This is a genomic window from Mesorhizobium sp. P171375, assembly GCF_057786075.1.
Genome location: NZ_JBYNWF010000001.1, coordinates 2,282,528 through 2,307,541 on the forward strand (window position 1 = coordinate 2,282,528; position 25,014 = coordinate 2,307,541).

General features: G+C 59.0%; 19 protein-coding genes. 11 read left to right on the plus strand and 8 right to left on the minus strand.

All coding sequences use genetic code 11. The annotated features are described in order from the left end of the window. The first annotated feature begins 316 nt into the window (after window positions 1–316). Window positions 317–559, plus strand: coding sequence for an ATP-dependent DNA ligase (locus tag ACYHH6_RS10880; protein ID WP_352590784.1), 243 nt, complete (start codon window positions 317–319; stop codon window positions 557–559). 527 nt (window positions 560–1,086) lie between these two features. On the opposite strand, the gene ACYHH6_RS10885 is transcribed toward ACYHH6_RS10880, so the two are convergent. Together ACYHH6_RS10885 and ACYHH6_RS10890 are read right to left on the minus strand one after the other, a co-directional pair. Next, complete coding sequence (locus ACYHH6_RS10885) at window positions 1,087–1,989, minus strand: dihydrodipicolinate synthase family protein (protein ID WP_352590787.1); 903 nt, start codon at window positions 1,987–1,989, stop codon at window positions 1,087–1,089. Window positions 1,990–2,041: 52 nt separating this feature from the next. Further along, a complete protein-coding gene (locus ACYHH6_RS10890) occupies window positions 2,042–3,274 on the minus strand; it encodes a trans-sulfuration enzyme family protein (RefSeq protein ID WP_023806678.1) in 1,233 nt (410 codons plus the stop codon). Window positions 3,275–3,347: 73 nt separating this feature from the next. On the opposite strand from ACYHH6_RS10890, the gene pdxR reads away from it, so the two are divergent. From pdxR to ACYHH6_RS10910, 4 genes are all read left to right on the plus strand, one after another. Next, window positions 3,348–4,853: a MocR-like pyridoxine biosynthesis transcription factor PdxR gene (gene pdxR, locus ACYHH6_RS10895; RefSeq protein WP_023697829.1), complete on the plus strand. Its 1,506-nt coding sequence runs from the start codon at window positions 3,348–3,350 to the stop codon at window positions 4,851–4,853. A 159-nt stretch (window positions 4,854–5,012) separates the two neighbouring features. Then, window positions 5,013–5,504 (plus strand): MOSC domain-containing protein, encoded by a 492-nt coding sequence (locus ACYHH6_RS10900; protein ID WP_023704114.1) that lies wholly within the window; start codon window positions 5,013–5,015, stop codon window positions 5,502–5,504. 6 nt (window positions 5,505–5,510) lie between these two features. Continuing rightward, window positions 5,511–6,461, plus strand: coding sequence for a PDR/VanB family oxidoreductase (locus ACYHH6_RS10905; protein ID WP_023822548.1), 951 nt, complete (start codon window positions 5,511–5,513; stop codon window positions 6,459–6,461). 51 nt (window positions 6,462–6,512) lie between these two features. After that, a complete protein-coding gene (locus ACYHH6_RS10910) occupies window positions 6,513–8,909 on the plus strand; it encodes a transketolase (RefSeq protein ID WP_023772714.1) in 2,397 nt (798 codons plus the stop codon). 168 nt (window positions 8,910–9,077) lie between these two features. Here ACYHH6_RS10910 and ACYHH6_RS10915 read toward each other — a convergent pair whose 3' ends face one another. The 3 genes from ACYHH6_RS10915 to gmd all read right to left on the minus strand — a co-directional run bounded on the left by ACYHH6_RS10915 (window position 9,078) and on the right by gmd (window position 12,855). Next, on the minus strand, window positions 9,078–10,499 hold the full coding sequence (locus ACYHH6_RS10915; RefSeq protein ID WP_352499330.1) for a phosphomannomutase: 1,422 nt from the start codon (window positions 10,497–10,499) through the stop codon (window positions 9,078–9,080). 341 nt (window positions 10,500–10,840) lie between these two features. Beyond that, window positions 10,841–11,785: a GDP-L-fucose synthase gene (gene fcl / locus ACYHH6_RS10920; RefSeq protein WP_023689384.1), complete on the minus strand. Its 945-nt coding sequence runs from the start codon at window positions 11,783–11,785 to the stop codon at window positions 10,841–10,843. Further along, window positions 11,785–12,855: a GDP-mannose 4,6-dehydratase gene (gene gmd, locus ACYHH6_RS10925; RefSeq protein WP_023692482.1), complete on the minus strand. Its 1,071-nt coding sequence runs from the start codon at window positions 12,853–12,855 to the stop codon at window positions 11,785–11,787. Before gmd ends, fcl begins: the two co-directional genes overlap by 1 nt. A gap of 974 nt (window positions 12,856–13,829) precedes the next feature. On the opposite strand from gmd, the gene ACYHH6_RS10930 reads away from it, so the two are divergent. From ACYHH6_RS10930 to ACYHH6_RS10955, 6 genes are all read left to right on the plus strand, one after another. Next, window positions 13,830–14,816: a nodulation protein NodZ gene (locus ACYHH6_RS10930; RefSeq protein ID WP_352590793.1), complete on the plus strand. Its 987-nt coding sequence runs from the start codon at window positions 13,830–13,832 to the stop codon at window positions 14,814–14,816. 239 nt (window positions 14,817–15,055) lie between these two features. Continuing rightward, window positions 15,056–16,471, plus strand: coding sequence for a mannose-1-phosphate guanylyltransferase/mannose-6-phosphate isomerase (locus tag ACYHH6_RS10935; protein WP_023711831.1), 1,416 nt, complete (start codon window positions 15,056–15,058; stop codon window positions 16,469–16,471). 988 nt (window positions 16,472–17,459) lie between these two features. Further along, the gene (locus ACYHH6_RS10940) at window positions 17,460–17,942 is read left to right on the plus strand and encodes a hypothetical protein (protein WP_023711829.1); all 483 of its coding nucleotides are present in this window, start codon (window positions 17,460–17,462) and stop codon (window positions 17,940–17,942) included. Between the two features lie 127 nt (window positions 17,943–18,069). Continuing rightward, window positions 18,070–18,768 (plus strand): hypothetical protein, encoded by a 699-nt coding sequence (locus ACYHH6_RS10945; RefSeq protein WP_352590797.1) that lies wholly within the window; start codon window positions 18,070–18,072, stop codon window positions 18,766–18,768. Then, window positions 18,765–20,756 (plus strand): ATP-binding protein, encoded by a 1,992-nt coding sequence (locus ACYHH6_RS10950; RefSeq protein WP_352590800.1) that lies wholly within the window; start codon window positions 18,765–18,767, stop codon window positions 20,754–20,756. The genes ACYHH6_RS10945 and ACYHH6_RS10950 overlap by 4 nt, the downstream gene beginning before the upstream one ends. A gap of 10 nt (window positions 20,757–20,766) precedes the next feature. Then, complete coding sequence (locus ACYHH6_RS10955) at window positions 20,767–22,656, plus strand: hypothetical protein (RefSeq protein ID WP_023711826.1); 1,890 nt, start codon at window positions 20,767–20,769, stop codon at window positions 22,654–22,656. A gap of 103 nt (window positions 22,657–22,759) precedes the next feature. On the opposite strand, the gene ACYHH6_RS10960 is transcribed toward ACYHH6_RS10955, so the two are convergent. Genes ACYHH6_RS10960 through ACYHH6_RS10970 form a run of 3 tightly spaced genes read right to left on the minus strand, consistent with a single transcriptional unit; the run spans window position 22,760 to window position 24,812 of the window. Next, a complete protein-coding gene (locus tag ACYHH6_RS10960) occupies window positions 22,760–23,416 on the minus strand; it encodes a hypothetical protein (RefSeq protein ID WP_023711825.1) in 657 nt (218 codons plus the stop codon). 4 nt (window positions 23,417–23,420) lie between these two features. After that, entirely contained in the window at window positions 23,421–24,290 is an 870-nt protein-coding gene (locus ACYHH6_RS10965) for a hypothetical protein (protein ID WP_023711824.1), read from the minus strand. After that, a complete protein-coding gene (locus tag ACYHH6_RS10970; RefSeq protein WP_352590804.1) occupies window positions 24,291–24,812 on the minus strand; it encodes a hypothetical protein in 522 nt (173 codons plus the stop codon). Window positions 24,813–25,014 lie beyond the last annotated feature (202 nt).

A 25,014-nucleotide genomic window follows, 5' to 3' on the forward strand; every position in this document is an offset into this window, starting at 1 on the left:
GCCTAGCGACCACACCGTAGGAACGCGCAGCTCAAGCAACAAGCCGCTAGGTTGGCGAGTTACGAGATCGTGAAGTGGGTCGTGTCGAAAGGCTGGAGGCAACTGAATGTCATTTTTTGGGCGGACAGGCCGCTTTAGGCTGGGTTACACGAGACTGGACATTCGGGTCGTCGCGAACATCGACCGCTGGTCGGCCGCGTCCGGCAGGGCCCTGATTGGCTACACGAAATGAAATGGGACTACTATCGATGGGGGCCTACCTCGACCCGCAACCTCCACGACTGGACCCTCAGGTTTCCGGCTATCGTCCCGGGCGGTGGCCGAGCTCGGCGCCTCGGACGCGATAATAGACGGTGAGGCGTTCGTCGTTGACCAGAAGGCTTGTCGCGCATTCCAAGTCTTCAGCGGGCTCTTGGCCGCGGCGGGAGACGTCAGGACCATGCTTGCCGGCTTCGACCTGCTCAAGATCGACGGCGAGGGTCTTCGCGATCGGCCACTCGTCGATCGGCGCAAAGCGCTAGTTAACCTGCTGAGACGCCGCCAAACGGCATCGTTCTGAGCGACGAGATCAGCGGCGGCAGCGACATTCTCGCGCAAGTCTCCCAGTTCGGCCTCGAGGGCATCGTCTCCAAGCTGCGTGTCAGTCCATATCGATCCGGCCGGCGCCAAGAATGGGTGAGACAAAATGCGTGCTGAGTGATGAGTTCATCGTCATCGGCTGCGAACCCGACAACAGTTACGGCGGTCGGGAAGCGTGCTCTGGCGAATGTCGAGGACGGAAATCTGGTGTTCGCCGGCGGCATTGGCACCGGCTTCAATGCGCGCACCGGGCCGGAAGTAAAGCGCCGGCTCGATGCCATTCCAATGGATAAACCACCGATTCCTAGTTTGAAGGCGAACGGTGCGGCATGGGCGGAGTGCCCTGCGCAGTCTGTACCTCCGCAGTCGATTGTCGAGTTCGAAGGGGGTGTGATTGGCGTCGAGACCGCTCCAGCCATGGCTATCAGCACGCCGAGTGCGTTGTTTTCGATCAGTTCTCGAAATGAGCGGGTAAATACCTTTCACTTGCCGAACGGGGTTTGCTGTTCACCGGCTGGCATCCGATGGCAAACCTTTCAACGCGGCGGCGATCTGGCGCTTCGCTGCTGGGGGCAGAGGCAGGATGGGACGCGGGGGTTCGGCACTGCAAATGTCGAGCAATTCAGCGAGTGCATAGACGACGCGAAGGCTCGAGAACTCCTTGAAGACGCTCCAGATCGGGACCAGCGCGGCATTGATCCGTCGCGCTTCGGCCGCATCGCCCTGTTGCGCCGCTGTGACGATCGTCATGCAGACCTCGGGCAGGATGCCCGCGAGGACGCTGTACCATGTGTCGGCGCCGGCGATCATGGCCTCGGCGGCGTTCCAGTCGCCGCTGTAGCCAATCGAGAACCCTTCCGGCAGTGTGCGCCTCTGGGCGGTCAGGTGGTTCTTGATCGCATCGCTTTTGTCTGTCGGATTCTTGATGGCGACAATCCCAGCCACCTTTGCCAGGCGGCTGACAAGGGGTGGACTGAAATGGAAATGCGTCGTTCCTGGATTGTCGTAGACGACGATCGGCAGGCCACTTTCGCGCGCCACAGTGGAGAAATGATCGAACACCTCGTCATCAGTAAGCGGGGTGTAGGAGGCGGCGGCAAGCAAACCCGCAGCTGCTCCAAGGGCCTTGGCGTCTTGCGCGAGCCCCACGGCTTCATCGGTGCGCAGCGCGCCCACACCCACCACGACCGGGATTTGCCCCGCCGTTTGGTCCAAGGTCTCGGAGAGCGCCCGCCGCCGTTGCTCGCGCGACAGATAGATGTATGTGCCGGTGCTGCCGAGAAGACCGATGGAATCGACCTGAGCAATGCCAAGCCGAGCAATCAGCCTGCGCAAGGCAACGCTATCGACGCGGCCGTCACGATTGGTCGGGGTGATGGGGAACGCGGAAAGACCGCTCAGGAATGCCATGGCAAGGCTCCAGATCTATGTGTGAGCGCAGAGATGGCCGCACGCCAGGTCATTACAAGACGTCCAAAGCCCGCCGCAGATCGGCGATCAGGTCATCAGCGTCTTCAAGCCCCACCGAGAGACGCATGAGATCCTCGCCGACTCCATCGGCCAAATGGGCATCCTTGCGGATCGGCTGCCGAGCACGGGTGAGGCTTGCTGGATGATAGATGAGGCTGTCGGCATCGCCGAGGCTGACGGCGCGAATGATCAGGTTGAGCCGGTCCATCATCCGGCGCGCTCCTTCGTATCCAGCGTGGAGGCCAAAGGCCAACATGCCCGATCCGTTGGACATCTGTTTTCGCGCCGTCACCTGATCAGGGTGCGAGTCGAGGAACGGATAACTCACAAATGCCACCGCCGGGTGCGCTTCCAGCGCCCGAGCCACCGCAAGGGCTGTGGCGCTGTGCCGTTCCATACGCAGCGTCAGCGTCTTGAGACCGCGCAGGATTAGGAAAGCTGACAGGGGCGAGAGCGCTGCGCCGGTGATGTAGCGCAGGCCCGTTTCATGCAGCGTACGGAGCGTTTGGGCGTCGCCGAGAAGCGCCCCGCCAAGGGCATCGCCATGACCATTGATGTACTTGGTCATCGAATGGAGCACGATGTCCGCCCCGTGCTCAAGCGGTCGCTGGAGCGCGGGCGAGGCGAAGGTGCTGTCGACTGCAACCCTTACACCGCGCGCGTGAGCGCGCTCTGCAATTGCCGCTATGTCGAGGATGCGGCTCAGCGGATTCACCGGCGTCTCGAAGAAAACCAGCCGCGTCCGCTCGGTGATCGCAGCATCGAGATTGTGGGGATTTGACAGATCGACCGCGACGACCTTGATGCCGAAGCGGGGGACCGCCTGTTCGACCATGGCAAGCGTGTTCGCATAAAGCGTCTTGTGGACGATGAGTTCATCGCCCTGGGACAGGAGCGACAGGATCAGAGTGCCGAAGGCCGCCATCCCCGAGGCAACAACCAGCCCCGCCTCGGCTCCTTCCAGATTCGCGAGCCGCTGCTCGAGGATCTCGGTCGTGGGATTGTATTCGCGCGCATAGAGCCTTCCACCAAGGGCGGCGGCGGCATCGTTTGCTGCCACGCTTTCGAACCCATAGGTTGACGTCAGGAACACTGGCGGCTGGACGGCATTGGAAAAGCCGGCCGGATCGTAGCCATGATGGATCGCCCGGGTGGCAAATCCGGGGCTGGTGCGGTTGAGCGACCCCGTGGGAGCATCGGTTTCGGATTGATGGGAGCTGGTCATTCGGCCTCTGCGATCTCTCTTGGGGTTCCAAAGATTGACGGCAACCTGGCCAATGTGAAATATCCAGTTGGCGATGAAAGAGATGGTCCAGTCTTCAAGTGCCGGGTCTGCAGCGCGCTCGCACGCGATGGGTGCACGCCAGATATACGAAGCCCTTCGCGAGCAAATCCTCGGCGGCGTCTACGAAACCGGCAGTCAGTTGCCATCCTCCCGGGCCCTGGCAAATGACCTCGGCGTTTCGCGAACCACGGTGACGGTCGCCTATGAGCAACTGGCTGCGGAGGGTTTCATCGAAGTCCGTCAAGGCGCACGACCTCGCGTTGCGTCTTCGTTGATGGGCCATGGGACGGGGCGCACTCACGCGCAACGGGTCGGCCCAATCCACCTGTCCGCATATGGCGAGCGGCTGCGCGCGACGTCACCCTGGCCAGATTATCTGCCGACTGGGCTGAAGGTCGAGTTCCGCTATGGCGACCTCGCGCCGTCGGATTTCCCTTCATTGGTCTGGAAACGCGCGATGAACGAGGCGATGGGGCAGCGCCCGCTGCGTCTTGCCTATGACGATCCTCGCGGCTCGCGCCGGCTTCGCCAGGCGCTTCAGGGCTATCTCTGGCGCGCCCGGACCCTGAGCTGCGACCTCGACCAGATCATAGTTGTGAACGGTTCGCAGCAGGGCCTTGATCTGTGCGCGCGCCTGCTTCTCGATCCCGCCGACCGTTTCGTCATCGAGGATCCGTGCTACAGGATGGCGCGTCAGGTCTTTGCCAGTACGGGTGCCTCACCCATCCCGGTCATCGTCGACGAAGACGGGATGAGGACCGAGTTGCTGGCGGGGATCGGAGCACGACTGGCTTATGTGACGCCATCGCATCAGTTTCCGCTGGGCGGCGTCATGCCGATCGCGCGCCGCCATCAGCTTCTGAAATGGGCGCGGCACAACAACGCCTATGTGATCGAGGACGACTACGACAGCGAATATCGCTACGACATCAATCCGGTCCCTCCGCTGCACAGTCTCGAGGACCACGGGGCTGTCATCTACCTCGGCACGATCTCCAAAACGCTCTCGCCGATGCTGCGCATCGGCTACCTCGTCGTCCCGCCCGAATTGCAGGAGGTCTTCGCAACCGCCAAACAATTCGCAGACCGGCATTCGCCGGTCGCTGAACAGGAAGCGCTGGCATCGTTGATCGAGAGCGGCGGCTACGAAAGCCATGTGCGCCGTGTGCGCAGGCTGAACGGCGAGCGTCGGGAAACGTTGTTGGGTGCCTTGCAGCACAGCTTCGGGGATCGCATCACTGTCCAGGGAGCAGATGCGGGACTGCACGTCGCGGTTTGGTTCAATGACCTGCCACGATCGCGGGAAACGGCCTTGGTCGAATCCGCCCGCGACGCTGGCCTGGGGCTACACCTGATCTCGCCGCTCTACGAACGGCCATCGGACGAAGGCCGCACCGATCGCGTCGGACTTGTCATGGGCTATGCCGCCTTGAGCATTCGGCAGATCGGGAAGGGCGTTGAGGTCCTGCGAGAGGTTGTCAAGCAGGTGCAAGACGCGATGCCGGCGCGGAACAACTGAGCCGGGGCGACGCCGAAAGCTGGCGCTGAAAACGGTCCGAGGGCCCCCCGTATTTCTTTCCAGACAGCCAACTGGACCGGGAAAATGCCATGCAACTGGCGCTGTTGATCAGGCCAGTTTTGCAGCAGGTTTCCACGAGACGAATTTCCGAGAGCGATGATGACCTGGCGAGGAAAGCTGCTTCACGTCCATATCGCGCCTGCCGCCTCCTATGAAATGGAGGAGCTGGCGCAGGCGCAGCTTATTGCCGGCCAAGGCGTTGTCGGAGACCGCTACTACCTGGGGACGGGGACCTATTCCGCGCGTCCTGACGTTCGCGAAGTGACGCTGATCGAAGCTGAAGTCTTGGACGCCATCGCGCAGGGCGAACCCAGAATTCCGGGCTTCAAGGCCAAACTCGCACCCGAAGATCACCGGCGCAATCTGACGACACGAGGCGTTCCGCTTAGCCATCTTGTCGGCAAACGCTTCCGGGTCGGGGAAACGATTCTCAGGGCCGCCCGGATGAATGTGCCGTGCAAGTATATCGAGGAGTTGCTCGGGCTTCCGGGTCTCTACGAGGGGCTTCTGAACCGCTCCGGCCTGAACTGCACAATCGAGGTCGGGGGCGTGATCCGCCCCGGTGATCTGATCTTGCCCATCGACGAGTGAAACGCCATGGCCTCGCCGCGCATCATCATGAAGCTGACCGTGACCGCCGCCCGCAAGGAGCCGGGCGACGTGCTGGTCATCGACCTGAAACACCCACGCAAACCTGTGCTGCCGGCGTTCGAAGCGGGTTCTCACGTCGACGTCCATCTGCCTGAAGGGAAGGTGCGTCAGTATTCACTTTGCGGCGACCCGACCGAGCTTGGCCGCTACACCATCGCGGTGAAGCGCGAGAATGACGGCCGTGGCGGCTCGGCGTGGATCCACGAAACCATTGCCGTCGGCTCCACACTGCCTGTCTCCGCGCCACGCAACCATTTTGCGCTCAAGCCAGGCGAGGGGCCGAATTTGCTGCTGGCAGGGGGAATCGGGATCACCCCGATTCTGGCCATGGCGCGCGCGCTCACCCGGCAGGCCAAGCCCTTCGAGTTGCACTATTTCACCCGCAGCCGGGCGCTCACGCCACTCTTGGCGGCGATCGGGAGCGATCTTCCTGGCGGCAATGTGCGGATCCATTTCGACGACGAGCCTCAGACCCGGCAGAACATCGCCGCGCTGCTGGCGAACCGTTCGGACGACGCGCAGACATACTACTGCGGACCGCCTGGCTTCATGGCGGTTGTGGGGCGCGCGGCTCAACACTGGCCCGAGGGTACTGTTCATTTCGAAACTTTCCAGCCTCCCGAGTTTGATGGCGCGCCACCGGAACCGTTCGTCATAGAACTGGCTGAGGGCAGGGTGGTTGAGGTTTCGGCTGAGACCACGGCACTGGCCGCCTTGCGTGCGGCCGGTGTGCCGTTGATGGCCTCGTGTGAGAACGGGGTGTGCGGGACCTGCGAATGCGCAATGCTGGGGGGACAGCCGATCCATCGGGATGCCGTCCTGTCCAAGGAGGCACGCGGCCACCGCTTCATCCCCTGTGTGTCGCGCGCGACAGGTGTGTTGAAACTCGATCTTTGACCATTTGGGCGGGGGTCCTGTGAGACCGGCAGCTGATTTGCGGGAAACTGAATGACGAGGAAACTGGAATATCTGAACGAGATCGAGCGCTGCGTCTCCTGGCTCGCAGCCTGGACGATCCACCACGCCAACCACGTCCGCGAGGGCGATGAGATCAAGGTCGGGGGGCATCAGGCCTCGTCCGCGTCGCTGAGTACCATCATGACCGCGCTCTACGGTTCGGTCCTGCGCCCGCAGGATCGGGTGGCGGTCAAACCCCATGCGGCGCCGATCTTCCATGCACTTCAGTATCTGGCGGGCAACCAGACCCACGAAAAGCTCATGAACTTCCGCGGCTACAAGGGCGCGCAGAGCTACCCTTCGCGGACGAAGGATGTCGACGATGTCGACTTCTCGACCGGGTCGGTGGGTCTCGGCGTTGCTCAGACGCTGTTCTCGTCGCTGGTGCAGGACTACGTCTCGGGTCACGGCTGGATGAAGGAGCGTGCCGAGGGCCGAATGGTCAGCCTGATCGGCGACGCCGAGATGGATGAGGGCAACATCTACGAGGCCCTGATCGAAGGCTGGAAGCACGGGCTCAGGAACTGCTGGTGGGTGGTCGACTACAATCGCCAGTCGCTCGACGCCGTGATCCGGGAGGGCCTCTGGCAGCGTTTCGAGCAGATTTTTCGCAACTTCGGCTGGGACGTGATGGTCCTGCGCCACGGCGCTCTGCAAGAGGCTGCCTTTGCCGAGCCGGGGGGCGAGAAGCTGCTCGAGTGGATAGAGCGCTGTCCGAACCAGCTCTATTCGGCGCTGACCTTCCAAGGGGGTGCTGCCTGGCGCAAGCGGCTGCTCGACGAGATCGGAGACCAAGGGCCGGTCACCACTCTGATCGAACGCCGCTCCGACGACGAGTTGCAGGCGTTGATGACGAACCTTGGCGGGCATGACATGCCGAGCCTCCTCGAAGCCTTCGAGGCGGCGTCCAGGCATGACCGTCCCGTCTGCTTCATCTGTTACACCATCAAGGGCTACGGTCTGCCGCTTGCCGGACACAAGGACAACCACGCGGGGCAGATGACGCCCACGCAGATGGAAGACTACCGCCTGCAAATGGGCGTAAAGCGGGGTGAGGAGTGGGACAAATGGGCGGCCGCCACCTTGCCGGAAGCGGAACTTGACGCCTTCTTCGCAAAGGCGCCGTTCTTCAGTGAGGGGCGTAGGAGGCTGTCTGCGCCGTCGGTGCCGGTGCCTGAAACCCTTCCGTCACCGGGGCAGCCCGGCAAGCCGCTCTCGACCCAGATGGGCTTCGGCCAGATCCTGAACGACATCGCACGCGAGCGCAGTCTGCTTGCCGACCGCATTGTCACCACCTCGCCCGATGTGACGGTCTCGACCAATCTCGGTGGCTGGGTCAACCGGCGCGGCCTTTTCGCCCGGGAGACCATGGCGGACACCTTCAAGGCCGAACGCATTCCGTCGACCTTTACCTGGGAATTTGGGCCGAAGGGGCAGCACCTCGAGCTCGGGATCGCCGAGTCGAACCTGATGATCATGCTCGGGGCACTCGGTCTCTCGCACTCGATCAATGGCGTGCGCCTGCTGCCGATCGGGACAGTCTATGATCCCTTCATCTACCGATCGGCCGACCAGCTAAACTACGCCTGCTATCAGGATGCGCGCTTCATGCTGGTCGCAACGCCCTCGGGCGTGACGCTGGCGCCCGAGGGCGGGGCACACCAGTCGATCGGCACCCCATTGATCGGCATGGCGCAGGATGGGCTTTGCGCCTTCGAACCGGCCTTCGTCGACGAACTGTCCGTGATCATGCGCTTTGCCTTCGATTACATGCAACGTAATGGCGAGGGGGATCCGGATGAGACGACGTGGCTGCGTGATCAGACCGGAGGATCGGTCTATCTTCGCCTGTCAACCCGGCCGCTCGAGCAGCCGCTGCGCGACATGAACCCGGCGCTCGCGCGGGACATCGTCAATGGCGCCTATTGGCTGCGTCCGCCTGGGCCCAACGCGAGTGTCGTCATTGCTTATCAAGGCGTCGTCGCGCCGGAGGCGATTGCCGCGACGGGTCTTCTGGCGGAGGACAGGCGCGATGTCGGGCTGCTCGCGATCACCTCCGCGGACCGGCTTAATGCGGGCTGGCAGGCGGCGGAACGTGCCCGGCAGCGTGGCGCGATTGGCGCCCTGAGTCATATCGAGCGGCTGCTCGCGCCGCTATCGCGTGACTGCGGCATCGTCACCGTGATCGACGGCCACCCGGCGACGCTCGCGTGGCTCGGTGGGGTTAACGGGCATCGCGTGAAGGCGCTCGGGGTCGAGCAGTTCGGCCAGACGGGGACTATTGCGGACCTATACCGTCACCACGGCCTGGACACCAACGCCATCGTACATGCGGCGCAGGCGGTCAGTGCGGGACCGGCTGTTCGCTTCCGGAAGGCGCTGCCTTGACCATGAGCTAACGGATGCTCCGTGGCTGGTACGGATCGGCTGTTTCCACGGGCGTTCCGGTTCGCTTCAAAGCGGACAGGGCCGGGACACTGTGGACGTTCTGATCGCGCTTGAGTAGCTTGTGCGACCCCCAGGGTCACCTGGAATACGCAGGGAGGCGGCTTTTATTTAGCCTTGCGTCCAATTACGAATTCGATCCAATCCAGTCCGGAGCAAAAGCTCCGCGTCCTCCCGATTTTCGGCTTCGACGTAGCACCGCATTTCCGGGGCATTTCCGGATGGACGCAAATGCAAGACACGCTTATCCGCGAGAGTGATACGAAGTCCGTCAACATCGCTAACCTTGCTTACCACTCCAATCGACCCGACGAAGGCGGCAATGTTAGTTTCCGCTGTACGAAGGTATGTCATGAGGCGAGTGCTGCTTTCGACGGAAAAATTTTCCAAGCGATCCGCCGCCGCTGCCGGCAATTGAAAGGAACTGCCAATCTCTGACAGTGGCTGCCCACTTGTATTAACAAGGGAAAGTGCCGCGAGGATGGGGAGAAAACTGTCGCGTGTAGGTAGCGCTGGCAGTTTAGTTCCGTTCGGGTCAAAGTCCGTGCCGGTCAACAAACCACCGTTTGCTTCGAAACCAACCACGCGCTCGTGACCCGACGCAACCAAATCGAGCATGGCAGCAATAACAAATGGCGATCCAACCTTGGTACGCACGACTTTAAAAGAACCTGCGGTCTCGATACCAGAGTTTGATGTGACCGGCGTGACGACTGCCTTCGCTTGCAGGAAGTTCGCCGTAATCAGGCCTAACAAATCACCGCGAAGGGGGTCTCCGTGGTCGTCAGCTACCAGTGGGCGGTCACCATCGCCATCTGCCGAGACGACCGCATCAAGCCGATGCTCTTTGGCCCAGAGCTTGAACTGTTGAGCAGTCTCGTCAGAGACCGCTTCAGTGTCGACAGGAATGAAACCTTCCGAACGTCCCAGGGTTACGACCGTCGCACAGTGATATGAGAGAATGTCAACCAAGAGATCGCGCGCGACTGTGCTGTGCTGATATACGCCCACCGTTAAGCCCTTTAGAGCATTAATCTCCATAAGCTTTCGATTGCGCGCCGTGAAAAAGGCCTTGCATTCGGCCTCCCGGTGCTGCCGACGTGCAACAGCACCTTCAAGGACGTATCCGCGCTTCTCCAGCTGCAAGGCGATGCGCGTTATCTCCCGCTCATCACCCTTGTCGATCTCACCGTCGGGTCGATAGAATTTTATTCCATTACGGTCGGCCGGAATGTGCGAGCCTGTGATCATCAAACAACCACTCTTACGCGCCTGAGCATACAGTGCCAGGGCAGGGGTGGGGACTGCGCCGCAATCGACTACGATGAAGCCGAGCGCGGACAGTGCCGCCGCACAGACGGCGGCGATGGCCGGACTCGAGGCGCGAAAGTCGCGCCCTATGAGTATCTCGTCGCCAATTCTGGCCAGGCCGGATTCCAGCAGGAATGTCGCGAATGCCGTTGCATATAGGGCAGAGGCGGCTCCTGCCAATTCTGTCGCCAGGCCCCGTAATCCACTTGTTCCGAATTTCATACCAAATCCGACGTTGCTAACCGGGTTTTGAAGGTAACATGCTCAAACTTTGGCTCGTCCGGAATGCCCATCGACAGATCCCTCGGACGAGAACAAGAAGTACATTCGGTTACCGTAGACGCGTTCGGTTATCGACGGTTACCCTTGTGAGTCGGCGTCGGCGTGGGCAGCGCACCGTGACCTTCACGGCGACGAGGTTGGAGCGGATGGGGTCCGGGTCCGGCGGGGCTCCTCGCGGCTGGCTCACATGAGCGCTATCGCCATCGAGTGATTGTCTCAGTCTACATTAGCTCTGGGTCCCGAAAGCGCGTACAGGCCTGAGACGCAGCAAATCCTCTTATCTACCGCCGTTCGGTGTAGCTCCCGTTTAGAAATGCATGATAGACACTCTCGATGCCTTCCATGAGAGTGATCTTTGCTGCCCATCCCAAAGTGCGCAGCTTGTCGACGCTCATCAGCTTTCGCGGTGTACCGTCAGGTCTAGAGTGATCATGCGCAATCTCCCCAGTAAATCCGACTACACGGCAGATCATTCTAGTCAGCTCTAGGATCGTGATGTCCTGTCCGCAGCCGAGATTGACGTGATCATGGTCAGAGTAGTTCTTCAGAAGGAAGACTAATGCGTCGGCGCAGTCGTCGACGTGCATGAATTCCCGACGTGGTGTGCCCGTGCCCCAGATGGTGATTTGCTTATCACTTATGAGCTTAGCTTCATGCGCTTTCCGGATCAGCGCTGGGATGACGTGGCTTGACTGCAAGTCATAATTGTCGCCTGGCCCGTAGAGATTCGTCGGCATAGCGGAGATGTAGTCGCGGCCGTATTGCTGGCGATAGGCTTGAGCCATTTTGATGCCGGTGATCTTGGCGACGGCGTAGCATTCGTTGGTGCGCTCTAGTGGCCCGGTCAAAAGCGCGCTTTCAGGAATGGGCTGTGGTGCCATCTTCGGATAGATGCAAGACGAGCCGAGGAAGAGGACGCGGTCGACATTGTTTTCGTGGGCTGCCGCGAAGATATTGGCCTCGATCATCAGATTGTCGTAAAGAAAGTCGACCGGATAGGTGGCGTTCGCGAGAATACCACCTACCTTTGCCGCCGCCATAATGATAGCGTCCGGTTTCATCACTGCCACGAAGTTTTCAACCTCGGTCTGTCGCTTGAGGTCTAGCTCTCCCCGAGGGGCGGCCACAACTTTGCAGTCTTCAGACGCGAGTCGGCGTACAACAGCGCTGCCCACCATACCTTTGTGGCCAGCGACCCACACGGTTTTTCCGTTCAGATCATACATTACGCTTCCTTCATGACTACAGATGTCTGCATGACCTTCAGGTCTTCGCGCACCATTTCCGCAGCAAGCTCGCGCACGGATGTCTCATGCACCCAGCCGAGCTTCTCCTTCGCCTTGGTAGCGTCACCCAGGAGAAGATCGACTTCCGTGGGGCGGAAGTACCGTGGGTCCACTTGGACTAGGCATCTGCCGCTCGCTACATCATAGCCCTTTTCGCCGACACCCTTGCCACGCCATTCGATCTCGACGCCGATATCTTCGAAAGCCCACTCGACGAATTGGCGGACAGGAGTCGTTTTGCCCGTAGCCAGCACGTAATCATCCGGTTGATCCTGCTGTATCATCATCCACATACCTCGCACGTACTCACGCGCATGGCCCCAATCGCGTTGAGCATCGAGATTGCCGAGATAAAGCTTGTCCTGCTTGCCCAGGTAGATAGCAGCGGCAGCGCGGCTGATCTTGCGCGTCACAAAAGTTTCGCCACGAAGGGGGCTTTCGTGATTAAAAAGAATGCCGTTGGAAGCGTGCATACCATAGCCCTCGCGATAATTGACGACCATCCAGTAGGCGTAGAGCTTGGCGGCGGCGTAAGGGCTGCGCGGATAAAAGGGCGTCGTTTCGTTCTGCGGTACGGACTGCACGAGGCCGTATAGCTCCGAAGTCGAGGCTTGATAGAAGCGGGTCTTGTCCGTCAGACCGAGGAGGCGAATCGCCTCAAGAAGTCGCAATGTACCGATACCGTCCGCGTTTGCTGTGTATTCAGGTGTTTCGAACGACACCTGCACATGGCTCTGAGCAGCCAAGTTGTAAATTTCGTCTGGCTGAGATTCCTGAACCACGCGGATGAGGTTAGTCGAATCAGTGAGGTCACCGTAATGCAAGATCAGGCGCGGATCGGATTCGTGCGGGTCTTGGTAGAGGTCTTCGATACGACCCGTGTTGAAGGAAGAGGAACGTCGCTTAATCCCATGAACGATGTAGCCTTTTTTGAGAAGAAGACGGGCAAGATATGCACCATCCTGTCCAGTTATGCCCGTAATAAGAGCAACTTTTCTGCTATCGCCCATTCTATTCCTGCTCTATCTAAAGTTTAAAGTTTCGGCTCCGGCTCGCCACGCCGACACAATGTGCGGCCCGCCCCGTGCCCTATGGAGCACTTCGACAGATGCGGCGCGAAGCTCGTCATTGACAGTCTGCCAGCCGAGCACACCTGCTCTTGCTTGGAGTCACAGCAAAATAGAGTTGCGCCGCTAACTGGGATTCGTACATGCGGTCAGAGTGCCGCTCAGCTCACGCCGCGAGCGACTGTACTCCAAGCACCTTGCAGCTGATTTGCTCATCTATCAGCGAGTGAGGACGCCCTTCTTTCTTGCTTCAGCGTCTTCTAATGGGAATTGTTTGGATCAGTGAAATCGATTGTTTGGATAAAGTGCATCCACAGAATGGATGGTCTGACCGAGCAGCCGGGGCGCATCGCCGGCCCGGAGTTGTAGGTCCCGAGCTTCCGTTCGGGGCGAGGACAAAGTTCGTGGCCGCGAGCCCTCACCACAGCATCCGGCACAGGTCGTGCAGAACTTTGGGAGCAGACTGCAGATTCTGTCGATCAGCTGGTTCCAGGCGCGTCGAGCTGTCGGCCTCATCTCGCCCGGGACGGTTGCTGTATGCAGCCTTGCACCCTTGGCGTGTGGCGTCGACGGAACGATTTGCTCCGGCAGGCAGTCTCGCAGCGTTCCCCGGCTGTTTCGGCTCTATTGGCCGGGCCCGCGTCAGCCGAGCCCCTTCATCATGGCATCCAACGCATGGATGGCCGGCATCCACTCAATAGATTTTACACATGCCGCGGAGGCCCAGTAGAGAAGGCTGAACCGGAAGCGAGGGCATCGGCTTCAAGCCGTGCGAGCGTCACGGGATTAGTGGGCAGTGCTGAGTGAGCTCTTCTGCCCTATGGCCCGGCCTCTGCCAAGCGCCCGGCGTCGGGTCTACGTGTCTACTAAGGATTCCAAACCGGATGCAACCTCCTCTCTGAACGAGATTTCCGAAAATGCATGTTAGTGGATTGGAAAAGCGCCGGTTCGTCGTCTCTCGGAGGCGTACGGGGTTCGGTGATTGTCTGTGGTCATTGGCGGCCGCTTGGCGCTACGCGCAGCGGTCGGAACGAACTCTAGTCATCGACTGGCGGGGGGCCTGCTACCTCGACCAACCCTTCACAAATGCGTTTCCGGTGTTCTTCCAGCCGATCAATGACATCGCTGGCGTGCCGGCTATTTCCGACGACCGGATCAACGACGTTTCCTTCCCTGGTCCATTCTTCCCGGAGTGGTGGAACAGGCCGGCGATCGAGTGCCTTTACCGGCCAGATGAGCAGATTTTCCAAGAGCGCGACGAGTTGGGCGAGCTCTTTCAGGCCGAACACGATGTCGAAGCGAACACAGTAGTGTGTGACGCTTGTCTGATGTGGCGGTGCGATGAGGATGCAGAGCGGCAGGTGTTCCAGAGTGTCCAGCCTCGGCCAGAAATTCAAGCCCGCATAGATGCCATTTATCAGGAATGTTTTGAGGGGCACAGCATCATCGGGATTCATGTTCGGCACGGTAACGGTGAAGACATCATGGAGCATGCGCCCTACTGGGCCGATCCGGAGCTCGCCGTTCGGCAAGTGTGCGCTGCAATTGACAAGGCTAAGGCGTTACCGCACCCGAGGCCTGTGCGGCTGTTCTTATGCACGGACAGCGCGCGGATACTGGATCTTCTGTCGGCCAGGTTTCCCGATCTGCTCACTGTCCCGAAGCACTTCGGATCCAATCAAGGTGGCCCCTTACACACTGCAGCACTCGGGATTGACGGCGGAATTTCCGCCCTCGTTGAGATGTATCTTCTCGGGCGCTGCGATACCGTAATTCGGTTTCCCCCGACGAGCGCCTTTACACGATATGCACGCCTTTTCGCACCACGGGTAATTGAATTCGATCTGAAAGAGCCAAGTCGTTTGACTTTGATAGAAGGCAGCCAAGTCTCTGATCTCAGTTAAGACCCGCCACCTGCGCAATTCGGCAGACGCAACCAACAGGCATAGTTGAATGCGCATTTCTCACCGACGCCAGTGGAGGCGTCGTACATTACCGATACCGTCGTCATCTGACGCCGCCTGCAACGCGCCAGAACTTCGCTGTTACGCGGGGGCCGCAGACAAGCCAGAGCGACGGCGATCGTGACGCTGACGCTCGAAAGAACGCGGGCGATCACTCCAGAGACGAAATTGAGGTTGGTATGAAAGTCATTCCCGTGATCATCAGCGGCGGAGCCGGATCGCGGCTATGGCCCGCCTCAAGGCAATCGCACCCCAAACCTTTCCTCAAAGTGGCGGATGGATATTCTCTCATTCAGCAGACTGTGCTGCGCGCCGCTTCGATAGAAGGTGTCGTGGAACTCGTCGCTGTGACATCCGGGGACCACCTCTTCCTGACCAAGGACGAATTTGACGAACTGGATTCCGTGGTCCTGCCACGCACCTTTCTGCTCGAGCCCGAAGCTCGGGATACGGCCGCCGCCGTGGCTGCAGCCGCGATCCATGCGAGGGCAACGCAAGGCCCTGACGCGATCCTGTGCGTCTTCCCGGCCGATCACCTGATTAGCAACCTGCCTGCGTTTCTAGACGTCATGGGCCTGGCCATGGAACATGCGAAGCTCGGGCGGATCGCCACATTGGGCGTCACCCCAACCAGACCGGACACCGCATTCGGCTACATCGAAGCAGATGGTGAGAACGTCGTCCGTTTCGTTGAAAAACCGAATCTGGAGACAGCCAAAGCCTATGTCGCGTCTCAACGCTTCTTCTGGAACGCCGGCATCTTCTGCTTCAGTGCGCAAACCATGCTCGACGAGATGGTTTTGCATTGTCCCGAGGTGCTCCAGGCCGTCGCCGACAGCTATGAGAACGGCCGCGCCAGTCAATGCCAAGGCTTTGCCAAAATCGAACTCGCGCCTGAGCATTTCGGTTCCGCGCCGCGAATCTCGCTCGACCACGCTGTCATGGAGAAGACTAACAGACTTGCCGTGATTCCCTGCGACATGGATTGGAACGACATCGGATCTTGGAACGCAATGGCCGATTTGATCGCCCCCGACGAAAGCGGGAACAGGATACGCGGCGATGTGCACATGGTCGACACGACCGGCACATATGTGAGCTCCGACAAGCGCGTCATCGGCACGGTGGGCGTAAGCGATCTGGTGATCGTGGATTCCCCGGACGCTTTGCTTGTCACATCCCGCGACCGCGTTCAGGACGTTAAGAAGCTCTTCGAGGGCCTCAAGGCTTCGGGACATGAAGCTCATCTGGTCCATAGCACGGTACACCGGCCCTGGGGTACCTATACGGTTCTGGAGGAAGGCGAGCGCTTCAAGATCAAACGCATCGAGGTGAAGCCCGGTCGCCAGTTGAGCCTGCAGATGCACTATCATCGTTCGGAGCACTGGGTCGTGGTCAGCGGCTCCGCCAAAATCGTCAATGGCGAGCAGGAGTTGTTCCTGGGGACAAACGAATCTACTTACATCCCCTGCGGCCATAAGCATCGGCTCGAGAACCCAGGCAGAATTGACCTGGTTATCATTGAAGTGCAGAGCGGCGATTATCTCGCCGAGGATGATATCGTTCGCTTCGACGACGAATATGGTCGAACGTAGATAACAGTACAAAAAAAGTTAAACGGCGAGCCGTCGCTCAAGGATCTCTGTCGTGGGTTCTGGGCCTAACATTGACAAAGCAGCGGGCCGAGCGTGTCATAGTATCCGCCCCGCACTCTCATCAGGCACTCGATCCTGGTCGAAAACATCGGTGAGCGCTTGACAGCGCGCCGTCCGCGGTAACGAAGACTTCAGATCTTTTTAGGCGGACCCGTTGCTCAGCTGTTCAACGGCACAGCCGTATTTCAGCCTGTAGGCGGCAACGAAATCCTCATCGCTGCAGATGCGGCGGCCGCTGGAATCTTTGGCTTTCGATCATGGAGGTAAGAACCAAGGGGGCGCAGTAGATTCACGCGAGTGCTGGTCGTCGGACTCATCGGAAAACCCGCACTATGCTTGACCAGGTCTGCGGCAAGCATGATCCCGGCAAGCGCTGATTGAAAGGCCATCGGAACCACGGTTCGAACGAGACGACTTCCATCGCTAAGCTGGAACCCGCCGCAGATAGCCTGCTGATAAAAGGAACGGAGGGGCTGGCCAACAAACGCGGCGAGCGGCCCAAACGGCACAGCCATCGCCGTAGCCACCCGAGCTACGAAGGAATTGACGGGGGCCCGCACAAGCGGTGGAGCATCAAGGGCGGTGGACCGAAGGGCGTTGGTTGCAAGGGCCGCCTTAGAGAGGCCGACCTCCGCCTGACCTGCCAACACGTAGCGCTGCAGGTTTGAGAGTTCGATAGCTTCGTGGCCGGCGATCTATCAGTTGCGGCATTGTCCCGGCAGCCGCCTGAGGTTCGCCTGTGTCGTGTCACCTGCAAATTCGAACAAAGTCAGGACAACGACTTTGACAAATCTTAGAATCGGCGGATGATGCCCACTCAACTTACCAGTGATTCACGTCTAGTTTGGATGCTGTGGCCCTACGAACGGATTGACGGCCGTTTAGGCTTTACCAGCTTCACCATTCAACAATTGATGGGATAGAAGTCATGGCCAAAGACTCTGCGCTTCTGTCTGAGCTGCATAAACTCATCGGGCAACGGATGGAGGCTGGCCAGATCGCGCAGCCAAGCGAAATCGTTGAGGAGATATTCAAAAGTAAACCTCTGACAGGCCCGCATGCCGACTTCTACAGAGCATTTGCCAAGAAAGAACTTGTGGGTGTCGTTACACGTATGTTGAAGCGCGTGGGCATGAGCGACGATCCTGCGTCCCCTCAGATGGTCCTTCCTGGCCATACTCGCTTAGTCAAATCGTATCCTGTGCTTCGGAACGGCGAACGGTCTCTGGTTCCAATAGGCCTCTGCACAACGGAAGAACTTTCTGACCACGTCTCGCTTCTTCGAAAGCAGGCAAAGGGCTGCGAAAACCACGCTGCAGAATTGGTTGAGTACCTTGCCACCAAAACCACCCGGGCGAAAATTGAAGCGCAAATCGAGAGGTCTGAAAGAACCGTAGCCGAACCGGCATGATAGCCGATGTCGCTATTTCCACCATTTCCTCACCTACTTCAGAATACGCCGAAGTAGTGCCTGACCAGATTAGCGGAATTAAACCGTTTGAGATATCGTGGTCCCTGCGTTGGGGGGCACTTCTGATATGGATGTTTACGTCGAAGGAAAGGAGCCAGAGGGTGAAGCTGGGACGCCTTTCCGAATATCGCTTGAGCCGAGCTATAGACATCGCGACGCGCTCAGGCTGCTTTTCATCTTGGTTGCGGGAAGTGAAGATGTCGACAGGCCTACAGAGGAGGTCGTGAGCGTTTTTCGAGCTGAGAAGCGCTTGATGGCAATGGACTTCCTCGTCCGTTATCCTGACTATTTGGGTGACGCCCTGCTGGATCTCTATGAGGAGACCCGCGAACCCGAACTGCTAGAGGCAGTTCAGCGCATCTTCATCAACGACGAGCCTTCCATCAGACTGGTGCGGATGGTCCGCTGGCGGCACGGCGCCTATCAGAACGTCGAGGACGCCCTTGCAATGCTGAGCTACTACGGCTTAGCGAGACCGATGCAACTCGCCGGTGACGACGGCAAAATTCGTCGGTACGAGTACCTTATATTACCAAAGGCGATCTCGTTTCTGGAAAAGTGCGTTCAGGATTACCCGGAGTTGGCGTGGTATCGCGACCGATTAGCGTTGGTAATGCGAGTCGCCAGCGGCAAGAGCGGCTCCGCCCTAAAGGAATGGCAGTATGAGCACCCGCAATATGGAAGCACCATCCAGGGCGACGTGATACCGACTATCCAAGAGCAGGTCGAACAGCGTCTGACCAAATTCGCCGGATTGGAACCATGAGCAAGGAACGGATCATCGAGTCGACCGAGTACGGCTGGATAAGAGCCATAGCCGAGGATAGCACCAGTCCGGAGTCGGATGTTCGAAGCGCGTTGCTCAAGTATGGCATTCGCGCGCAGACTACTCCGCCGCGCGCCAAGAGCCTTCGCTTCGACGGCATCAAGTTGACGGGTGTTCGAGCCGAATCCGAGCGCGACGGACCGTTTCATCTGTCCTGGTCAGACCTAGGGATCGGCATCTGGGCCGTGATGTCCGAGCGCAATCTGCGAGGAAAGTCATCCATCCTGCACCTACTCAACGCAGCTATCCGCGGCGACTTTCCCGGTCGGGTGAAGCCCGACGTTTGGAAGTGGCTGGAAACCATCGAAGTCCGGTATTGTGTCGATGAAGTCCTGCATCGCATGGAGCTGCGCAAGCCTGCCGGCGAGGAGAAGGCGGCGGAGGGCAAGGCCACGCTGAGCCGGAGTGTCAGCGACGGTCAGTGGATCACGCTCTATGAAGGTGACGCTGGAGACGGGCTGAAGTCTCAGACCGAGCACCTGATGATGGAAGAACTAGATTTCCCGGTGATTTATGCCCACAACAAGAATACCGGCGGTCATCCCCATGGCTGGCCTCTGATAGCTTCGACGTTCTTCCTGTCGAGTTCTACTGAGCCGAAGGCACTGTTCGGCGATCTGCCCATAGACGGGCTCCCGCTTCGCCTGCTCCAACTGTTCATAGGGTTGCCGTGGGTCTCTACCTATAGTGCTGCGTTAACCGCGCAGAAGCAGCTCGAGCAGGCACTGGCCGATAGGCCGAACCATTCTGGCGTGAGCGTAGTGCTCGATAGCAGGCTTATCGAGGTTGAGGGCCAACTCGCCAAAGCGAAGGAGGCTCGTGGCACCGATGACCGCAGCGCAAAAAGGCTGGAACTGGCGCGCCTCGATGAGGAGACCGTGACCGATAGGAAGGTGGTCGAGACCGCTCGAATAGCCTTAGAGACGGACACGGCGACCGTCGCGGCCGTCACAGTCAGCTACGACAACGCGCGGCGAAGGCTCAAGCAGCTCGAGGACGAGCGGTCGGCAGGATACTCGTTCCGTCAGCTCAACCCGACTTGCTGCCCTGCCTGCGAGGCAGCGTTCGAGGAGGCCGCGCCTGCGGTTCAGCACGCAGACCACAACACCTGCGCCTTGTGCAAGAACGACTTGCCGGTCCACGAAAACGATCTGGATAGCGATCGCATCCAGTACGCGCAGATCCTGGTTGAGGAACTGGCTTCGTCTCTCCAGATCGCCAAAGCCAAGTTCAAAGCCAGCGAGAAGACAGCAAGGGAGGCGACCGAACGCCTCCGCACCGGAATGAACAGGATGCGAAACCTTCAGGACGCCATCTCAACGTTGCCGACCGACCCCGAACTCATCGTTGTGCAGTTGGAGGCCCGGGCCGAGCAGCTTCGGGAACTAGTCGCCTCACTGCAATCGCCTGCCAACGACGACACCGAGACGCAGAGCGAACTCAAGATCCTTCGTGCCGCTACTGACGCCAGTAAGACGCTGATGACCTCTATGCAGTCGGACGTTCTGACAGAGATCGCTGATTCGGTGATGTCCCTCACGAAGAAGTTCGGTGTTTCCCACATCACCAGCATGCACCTCGACGGCGGTGGGAGGCTGAAGGTCCACCAAGGCGGCGCCGATATCTATTTCAGCAACCTTACGATGGGCGAGAAATTGCGCATTAAGATCGCGACCTCGCTGGCGGCTGTGGAGGTGGCCAAGCGTCGCGGGCATGGCCGGCATCCAGGCTTGCTGATTATCGACTCGCCTGCGTCGGAAGAGGTCGTGAACGAGGACTTCGAGCAGATGCTGGACAGCGTTGCCTCTGCTGCGAAGGACATCGGAGGCGTTCAGATCATTCTCGGCACCATTGCTCGCAGCGCGGTGGAGGCGGTTGTGTCTATTGATCATCGGCTACACGCTAAGGGGGATAAGTACCTCTTCTGAGTGGTCGGCGATGGAAGACAGATTCGAGCTCCTGACGACGGAAGGCACGCCCATCCTAGACCCGGGAACGGCTCAAGAGAACGAATTGCTGGCCGCGATTGAGGCCCTGTCTTCCGAAACCGCGCGCGCAGACGCGTTCTGCTGGATGACCCGCTGGGTGACCGCGGCCGCCGTTCAGCGCGCGCTGCTGCGGATACTCGAGCGAGAGGATGACGCCACCTCTGTTGCGGAAATGGTCGACTGCCTCGACGAACTGCCCACAATACCGCAGGCTCTCGGGCGCAGTGCGTGGGAAATCTTCCGCCGCCGTTTCGAGCCCCGGTCTGAACATAGCTGGATGCGATCGCAGGCGTTGCGCGGCGCGCTTGTCGTAGTGCAGGGCGACCACAGTTTGGTCAGGCGCCTGCAGTCGTATCTTCTGGACGTCACGACAGACGACGACGGGGCCTATCTGCGTCACGTCGCCAAGGTCACGGGCACCATTCTGCGTCGATACCCCGATGACGACTTCCGAGACCTTCTCTCCAACCTGGCGCATGTGGGCGAGGCAGCAGACGAAGCTACCCTTGAGCTCGGACTTGATCGCTTGCAAGACGGGTTGCTGGCCAGAACGCAGGACGCGCTCATGTCAGCCTTGACGGCGGCGCAGGGTTGGTTTCGCCGTTCCCTGGCGGCGAGCGAAGGACGTTCGGATGCTGCGCTGTATGATATCTGTACGTCTGTTCTGATCGATGTGCAGAACAGAGGACTGCACTCCGATCTTGCGTTGGATTTGCCTAAACTTCGTAGGGCAGCCATCGAGTACTCAGCCTTTGCCGTCGATCGCCACTCCGCCCAGTCATGGCTCGGGGCGCCATCGCGCGAGCGTTTTCACTGGCTGTCGATGGCCACGAAGTTAGCCATGGCTGCTCACACGTTCACAAAGGACACCTGGCTGCAAGCGGCCATTGTGATCGAGGACGAGTTGCTATCGATCTTTTTTGCGAGTGAGAGCGTGTTCTCTCGATCCGATGGCCACGGCGCCGATATTCTCGGACGAAAGGCACTCGTCCAATCGCTGCAGAAGCGGCGATACTATCTGCAGACCTTAAATCAATGGCTCGCCGAGAACGTTGATAGCGATCTCGCTCCGAATGTCGGACAACTACGCGACACGGTGCAACATTCACTGGCCGGAGCTATCCATCGCAGCCCTTTTGACGAATCGACTGAAGGCTGGCTGGTCGATGTCCTCAAGAAAGCCGGCCTCGACGCAGCTACAGCCGCCATGACCGCAGCGCAGTTCGACGTGGGGATGGATCGCAATCGGCAAGTGGCAGAGCTGTGGGCCGCCGTTATTGAGAAGCTCTCGGACAATCCCGATTACCAGCGCGACCATCCCCGAGCGCTGCTGGAACACATGTGTACGCTCATTGTGCGTTTTCTCGATTTTCGCGCCAACGTTGGCAGGAGTACCGACCCGTCTGCTGAGTACGTGTTTCGGCGCGGCGCCGATCTGCCGGTCGAACACGACCTTCAACTAGATTTCCTGAAGTTCCTCACGATGTCGGACGCACCGTCGTTCCGAGCCGAAGCCCGTGACTCCGGTGGCGGTCGCGCTGACATCGCTCTCGAATATCGTGGCGTCAAGTCGATCGTGGAGGTGAAGAGGGACGACAACGTGCTCAACAATGCGGAACTTGCGGAGCGGTATGCCGGCCAGGCGACGGGCTATCTGACGACCGGTGTCTGTTTCGGTTTCCTCCTGGTGCTAGATCTCACGGATCGGAAAGGCCATCAACCGCACATTTCCGAACAGATCAGTGTGGAGCAAAAGGTGCCGGATGGATCTAAGGTAAAATACCATATTGTGGTGGCCAGAATTCAAGCCAATCGCAAGACGCCGCATGAACTGCGGTAATGTTAGCTTTCCTTTGACGCATACCGATACCTGTGAAGGCGCACAACTCAGAGATCGGTGTTTGCGAGATCGAATCTATACGCTTCCGGAGCGGCAATTTGGCTTAGTCAAGCAGATGGTCGAGGCCACTCCTTCGATGAGCAACTTTCTCGAGGTAGGCTGACTGTTCGGTCGTGAGGCACGGCTTAACGAGCGCCATTTCCCAGTCCTTCAGGGACAAAAGTTGCGCTTTTTCCCGGCCTCGGCGGATCGTGAGCTTGAAGTCTTGAGGGCTGTGCACGACGCCTTTCTTTCTTAACCTCCAGAGAACGGTCGCCAGTTGTTTGGGGGTGAATGCACCCCGCGTCTGCAAATAGTCTATAAAGGAATGAACATCGAAATTGGGTTCAACGTTCGCCAGCGCCACAAGCGCGCTTACTAATCGCCTGCGGCGCGCGTCCTCGACAAGTTGTCGCCGATCTCGATCGACCTTCTTACGAGTGGCGAGCGCGTCTAAGGTGCGGCCTTCTTCGTCGGTCGCAGCTATACCAAAGCGATGAATGCATTCAGATCCGATCAGCAGCCTTGCGGCCGTATGCAAATTGCGGATTTCGAATTGGTAGCGGATGTCGGGATGATCACAGAGTTCACAGTTAGCGGAGGGCGCTTCGAGGTCATGGTAGTCACCAGTGTAGCGCCACTCGCGAAGAGCTTGCGAAAGGCTGCCCTTGTCCCAACTGAGCGGGAGCAGGTTATTCGCAGCCCTCGTTTCCCAACTCATTGGGCTAGGCCAGAGGTCGGTTTGAATTGGTTATGAAGAGCTGTTGGTCGATAGGCCCGAGATAGACCTTATTCAGTAGGAAACTGAATAGAGCCTTTGCGCCTTTTCGATCGGCTGGTATCTCGATACGGCCTGCATTTACGGCGATTGGAAATCCTATAGCCACTGCCTGCGCCTGAATATTTGCGACCGGGTGATTTCCAAGAACGTTGGTCTTCGTGATTGCAAGAACGTGCTTTCGGATACCTTCATCAGCTCCGGCTACGAACGCCGCAGCATCCCCGATGGCGAGGCTAGCGTGGCCGCAAAATGCAGCTAGCTCAGGATCGGTTGCGTCTCGGAAGACAGGGGACATATCGAGGACGCGCCGTAACATGGAGTAACTCTTGAACCGGACCAGTCCTATCGCGTCGACGGTTGCTACCAATTTATTATCCAGTGAGAATGCCGGTTCGACGAGCCGTCGAAAAACATCGCCCTCATATAAAAACGCGAAACGATTAGATAGCACCTGTTGCGGGCCAAAGTTCTGGATCAAGAGCCGCCGATTTGGGCCATTGCCGAGGACGGCGAATAAGCCCTTGACGGATTGATCTTGAAAATTGGCGACATCGAGTACGGGAAGTGCGACCGCGTTCTGGTCCGCTGCAGCTAGCAGCGCTTGTGCCTCTGGCAAGCTTTGGATGAAGAGCACATCCTCGCTGTCTGGAATCCAATCGCCCGTGAATGCAATTTCGTTGGCGATGCCGGCCATGAATTGAGCTTCTTGGTTTTCGAACACCCCGTTTAGTTGGGCCTGCAGCGGATTGGCCAATTGAATGTGTCTGACTTCGGCTATCTCGGCCGGACGGCATACGGCGTAGAGTTGAGTCATTTATTTTCCCCCCAGATCGAGCAGAATGTATTCTGTGAGCTGGCCTACCTGCAATTCCGTGGCGGCAGTGCGAAGATGTTTCTTCGTTATCAGCACGAAAGTCACCCCTTCAGCAGATTGGACTTTGTAGAAGTGCCACCCAAGCAAGCCAAGCAAGGGGTTGAAATGGTAGTTGTACCCAGTGGCGGTTATCACGCCAAAGATTGCGACAGTTGGCACCCAGAGTTTCCAATCTAGTGTGTTGAATTGCGACGTGAATAGCGGCATTACATAGAGGAGGAGAAACGCGGTGTTCTCATGGTCCGCAGCCTCGATTGACGCTGCTTTGAATTTAGACGCGGGCAGTGAGCGTTTAGCGCTCCAGAGAATCCCGACGCATAGGACACAAAGGATTAGGCAGCCTGTCAGGATGAATTTTGCCGTCTGGGGCGCACATTCAACCCACGCAACCCAAGCATAGGTCAATCCGACCGGGGCGAGGGCCGTGCTTGTGAAGACTAGTCTGGCAAAAACATTGAACATTTGGCTCTTCTATCACGTTGCAGCATTCGGCGGCGATACGACTACAGAAGTCCACAGCGTTTTTAGGCGAAGAGATCGCTTCGTCCTGATAAGGCCCTCTATCGGGCCCGCCCTGTTCCGATCTTAGGTCCCATGGCAGCTTTTATCGGCATCTGCTCTCGAAGCTGCCATTCAGGTTACGGCCCCTGAGCGGTAGTGTCGT

Coding starts and splice junctions, on each gene's coding strand:
- ACYHH6_RS10930 (WP_352590793.1), top strand. CDS start 13,830: ATGCATGTTAGTGGATTGGAAAAGCGCCGGTTCGTCGTCTCTCGGAGG.
- ACYHH6_RS10950 (WP_352590800.1), top strand. CDS start 18,765: ATGAGCAAGGAACGGATCATCGAGTCGACCGAGTACGGCTGGATAAGA.
- ACYHH6_RS10885 (WP_352590787.1), bottom strand. CDS start 1,989: ATGGCATTCCTGAGCGGTCTTTCCGCGTTCCCCATCACCCCGACCAAT.
- ACYHH6_RS10965 (WP_023711824.1), bottom strand. CDS start 24,290: ATGACTCAACTCTACGCCGTATGCCGTCCGGCCGAGATAGCCGAAGTC.
- ACYHH6_RS10970 (WP_352590804.1), bottom strand. CDS start 24,812: ATGTTCAATGTTTTTGCCAGACTAGTCTTCACAAGCACGGCCCTCGCC.
- ACYHH6_RS10955 (WP_023711826.1), top strand. CDS start 20,767: ATGGAAGACAGATTCGAGCTCCTGACGACGGAAGGCACGCCCATCCTA.
- ACYHH6_RS10915 (WP_352499330.1), bottom strand. CDS start 10,499: ATGAAATTCGGAACAAGTGGATTACGGGGCCTGGCGACAGAATTGGCA.
- pdxR (WP_023697829.1), top strand. CDS start 3,348: ATGAAAGAGATGGTCCAGTCTTCAAGTGCCGGGTCTGCAGCGCGCTCG.
- gmd (WP_023692482.1), bottom strand. CDS start 12,855: ATGGGCGATAGCAGAAAAGTTGCTCTTATTACGGGCATAACTGGACAG.
- fcl (WP_023689384.1), bottom strand. CDS start 11,785: ATGTATGATCTGAACGGAAAAACCGTGTGGGTCGCTGGCCACAAAGGT.
- ACYHH6_RS10910 (WP_023772714.1), top strand. CDS start 6,513: ATGACGAGGAAACTGGAATATCTGAACGAGATCGAGCGCTGCGTCTCC.
- ACYHH6_RS10900 (WP_023704114.1), top strand. CDS start 5,013: ATGACCTGGCGAGGAAAGCTGCTTCACGTCCATATCGCGCCTGCCGCC.
- ACYHH6_RS10905 (WP_023822548.1), top strand. CDS start 5,511: ATGGCCTCGCCGCGCATCATCATGAAGCTGACCGTGACCGCCGCCCGC.
- ACYHH6_RS10940 (WP_023711829.1), top strand. CDS start 17,460: ATGGCCAAAGACTCTGCGCTTCTGTCTGAGCTGCATAAACTCATCGGG.
- ACYHH6_RS10960 (WP_023711825.1), bottom strand. CDS start 23,416: ATGAGTTGGGAAACGAGGGCTGCGAATAACCTGCTCCCGCTCAGTTGG.
- ACYHH6_RS10945 (WP_352590797.1), top strand. CDS start 18,070: ATGGATGTTTACGTCGAAGGAAAGGAGCCAGAGGGTGAAGCTGGGACG.
- ACYHH6_RS10935 (WP_023711831.1), top strand. CDS start 15,056: ATGAAAGTCATTCCCGTGATCATCAGCGGCGGAGCCGGATCGCGGCTA.
- ACYHH6_RS10890 (WP_023806678.1), bottom strand. CDS start 3,274: ATGACCAGCTCCCATCAATCCGAAACCGATGCTCCCACGGGGTCGCTC.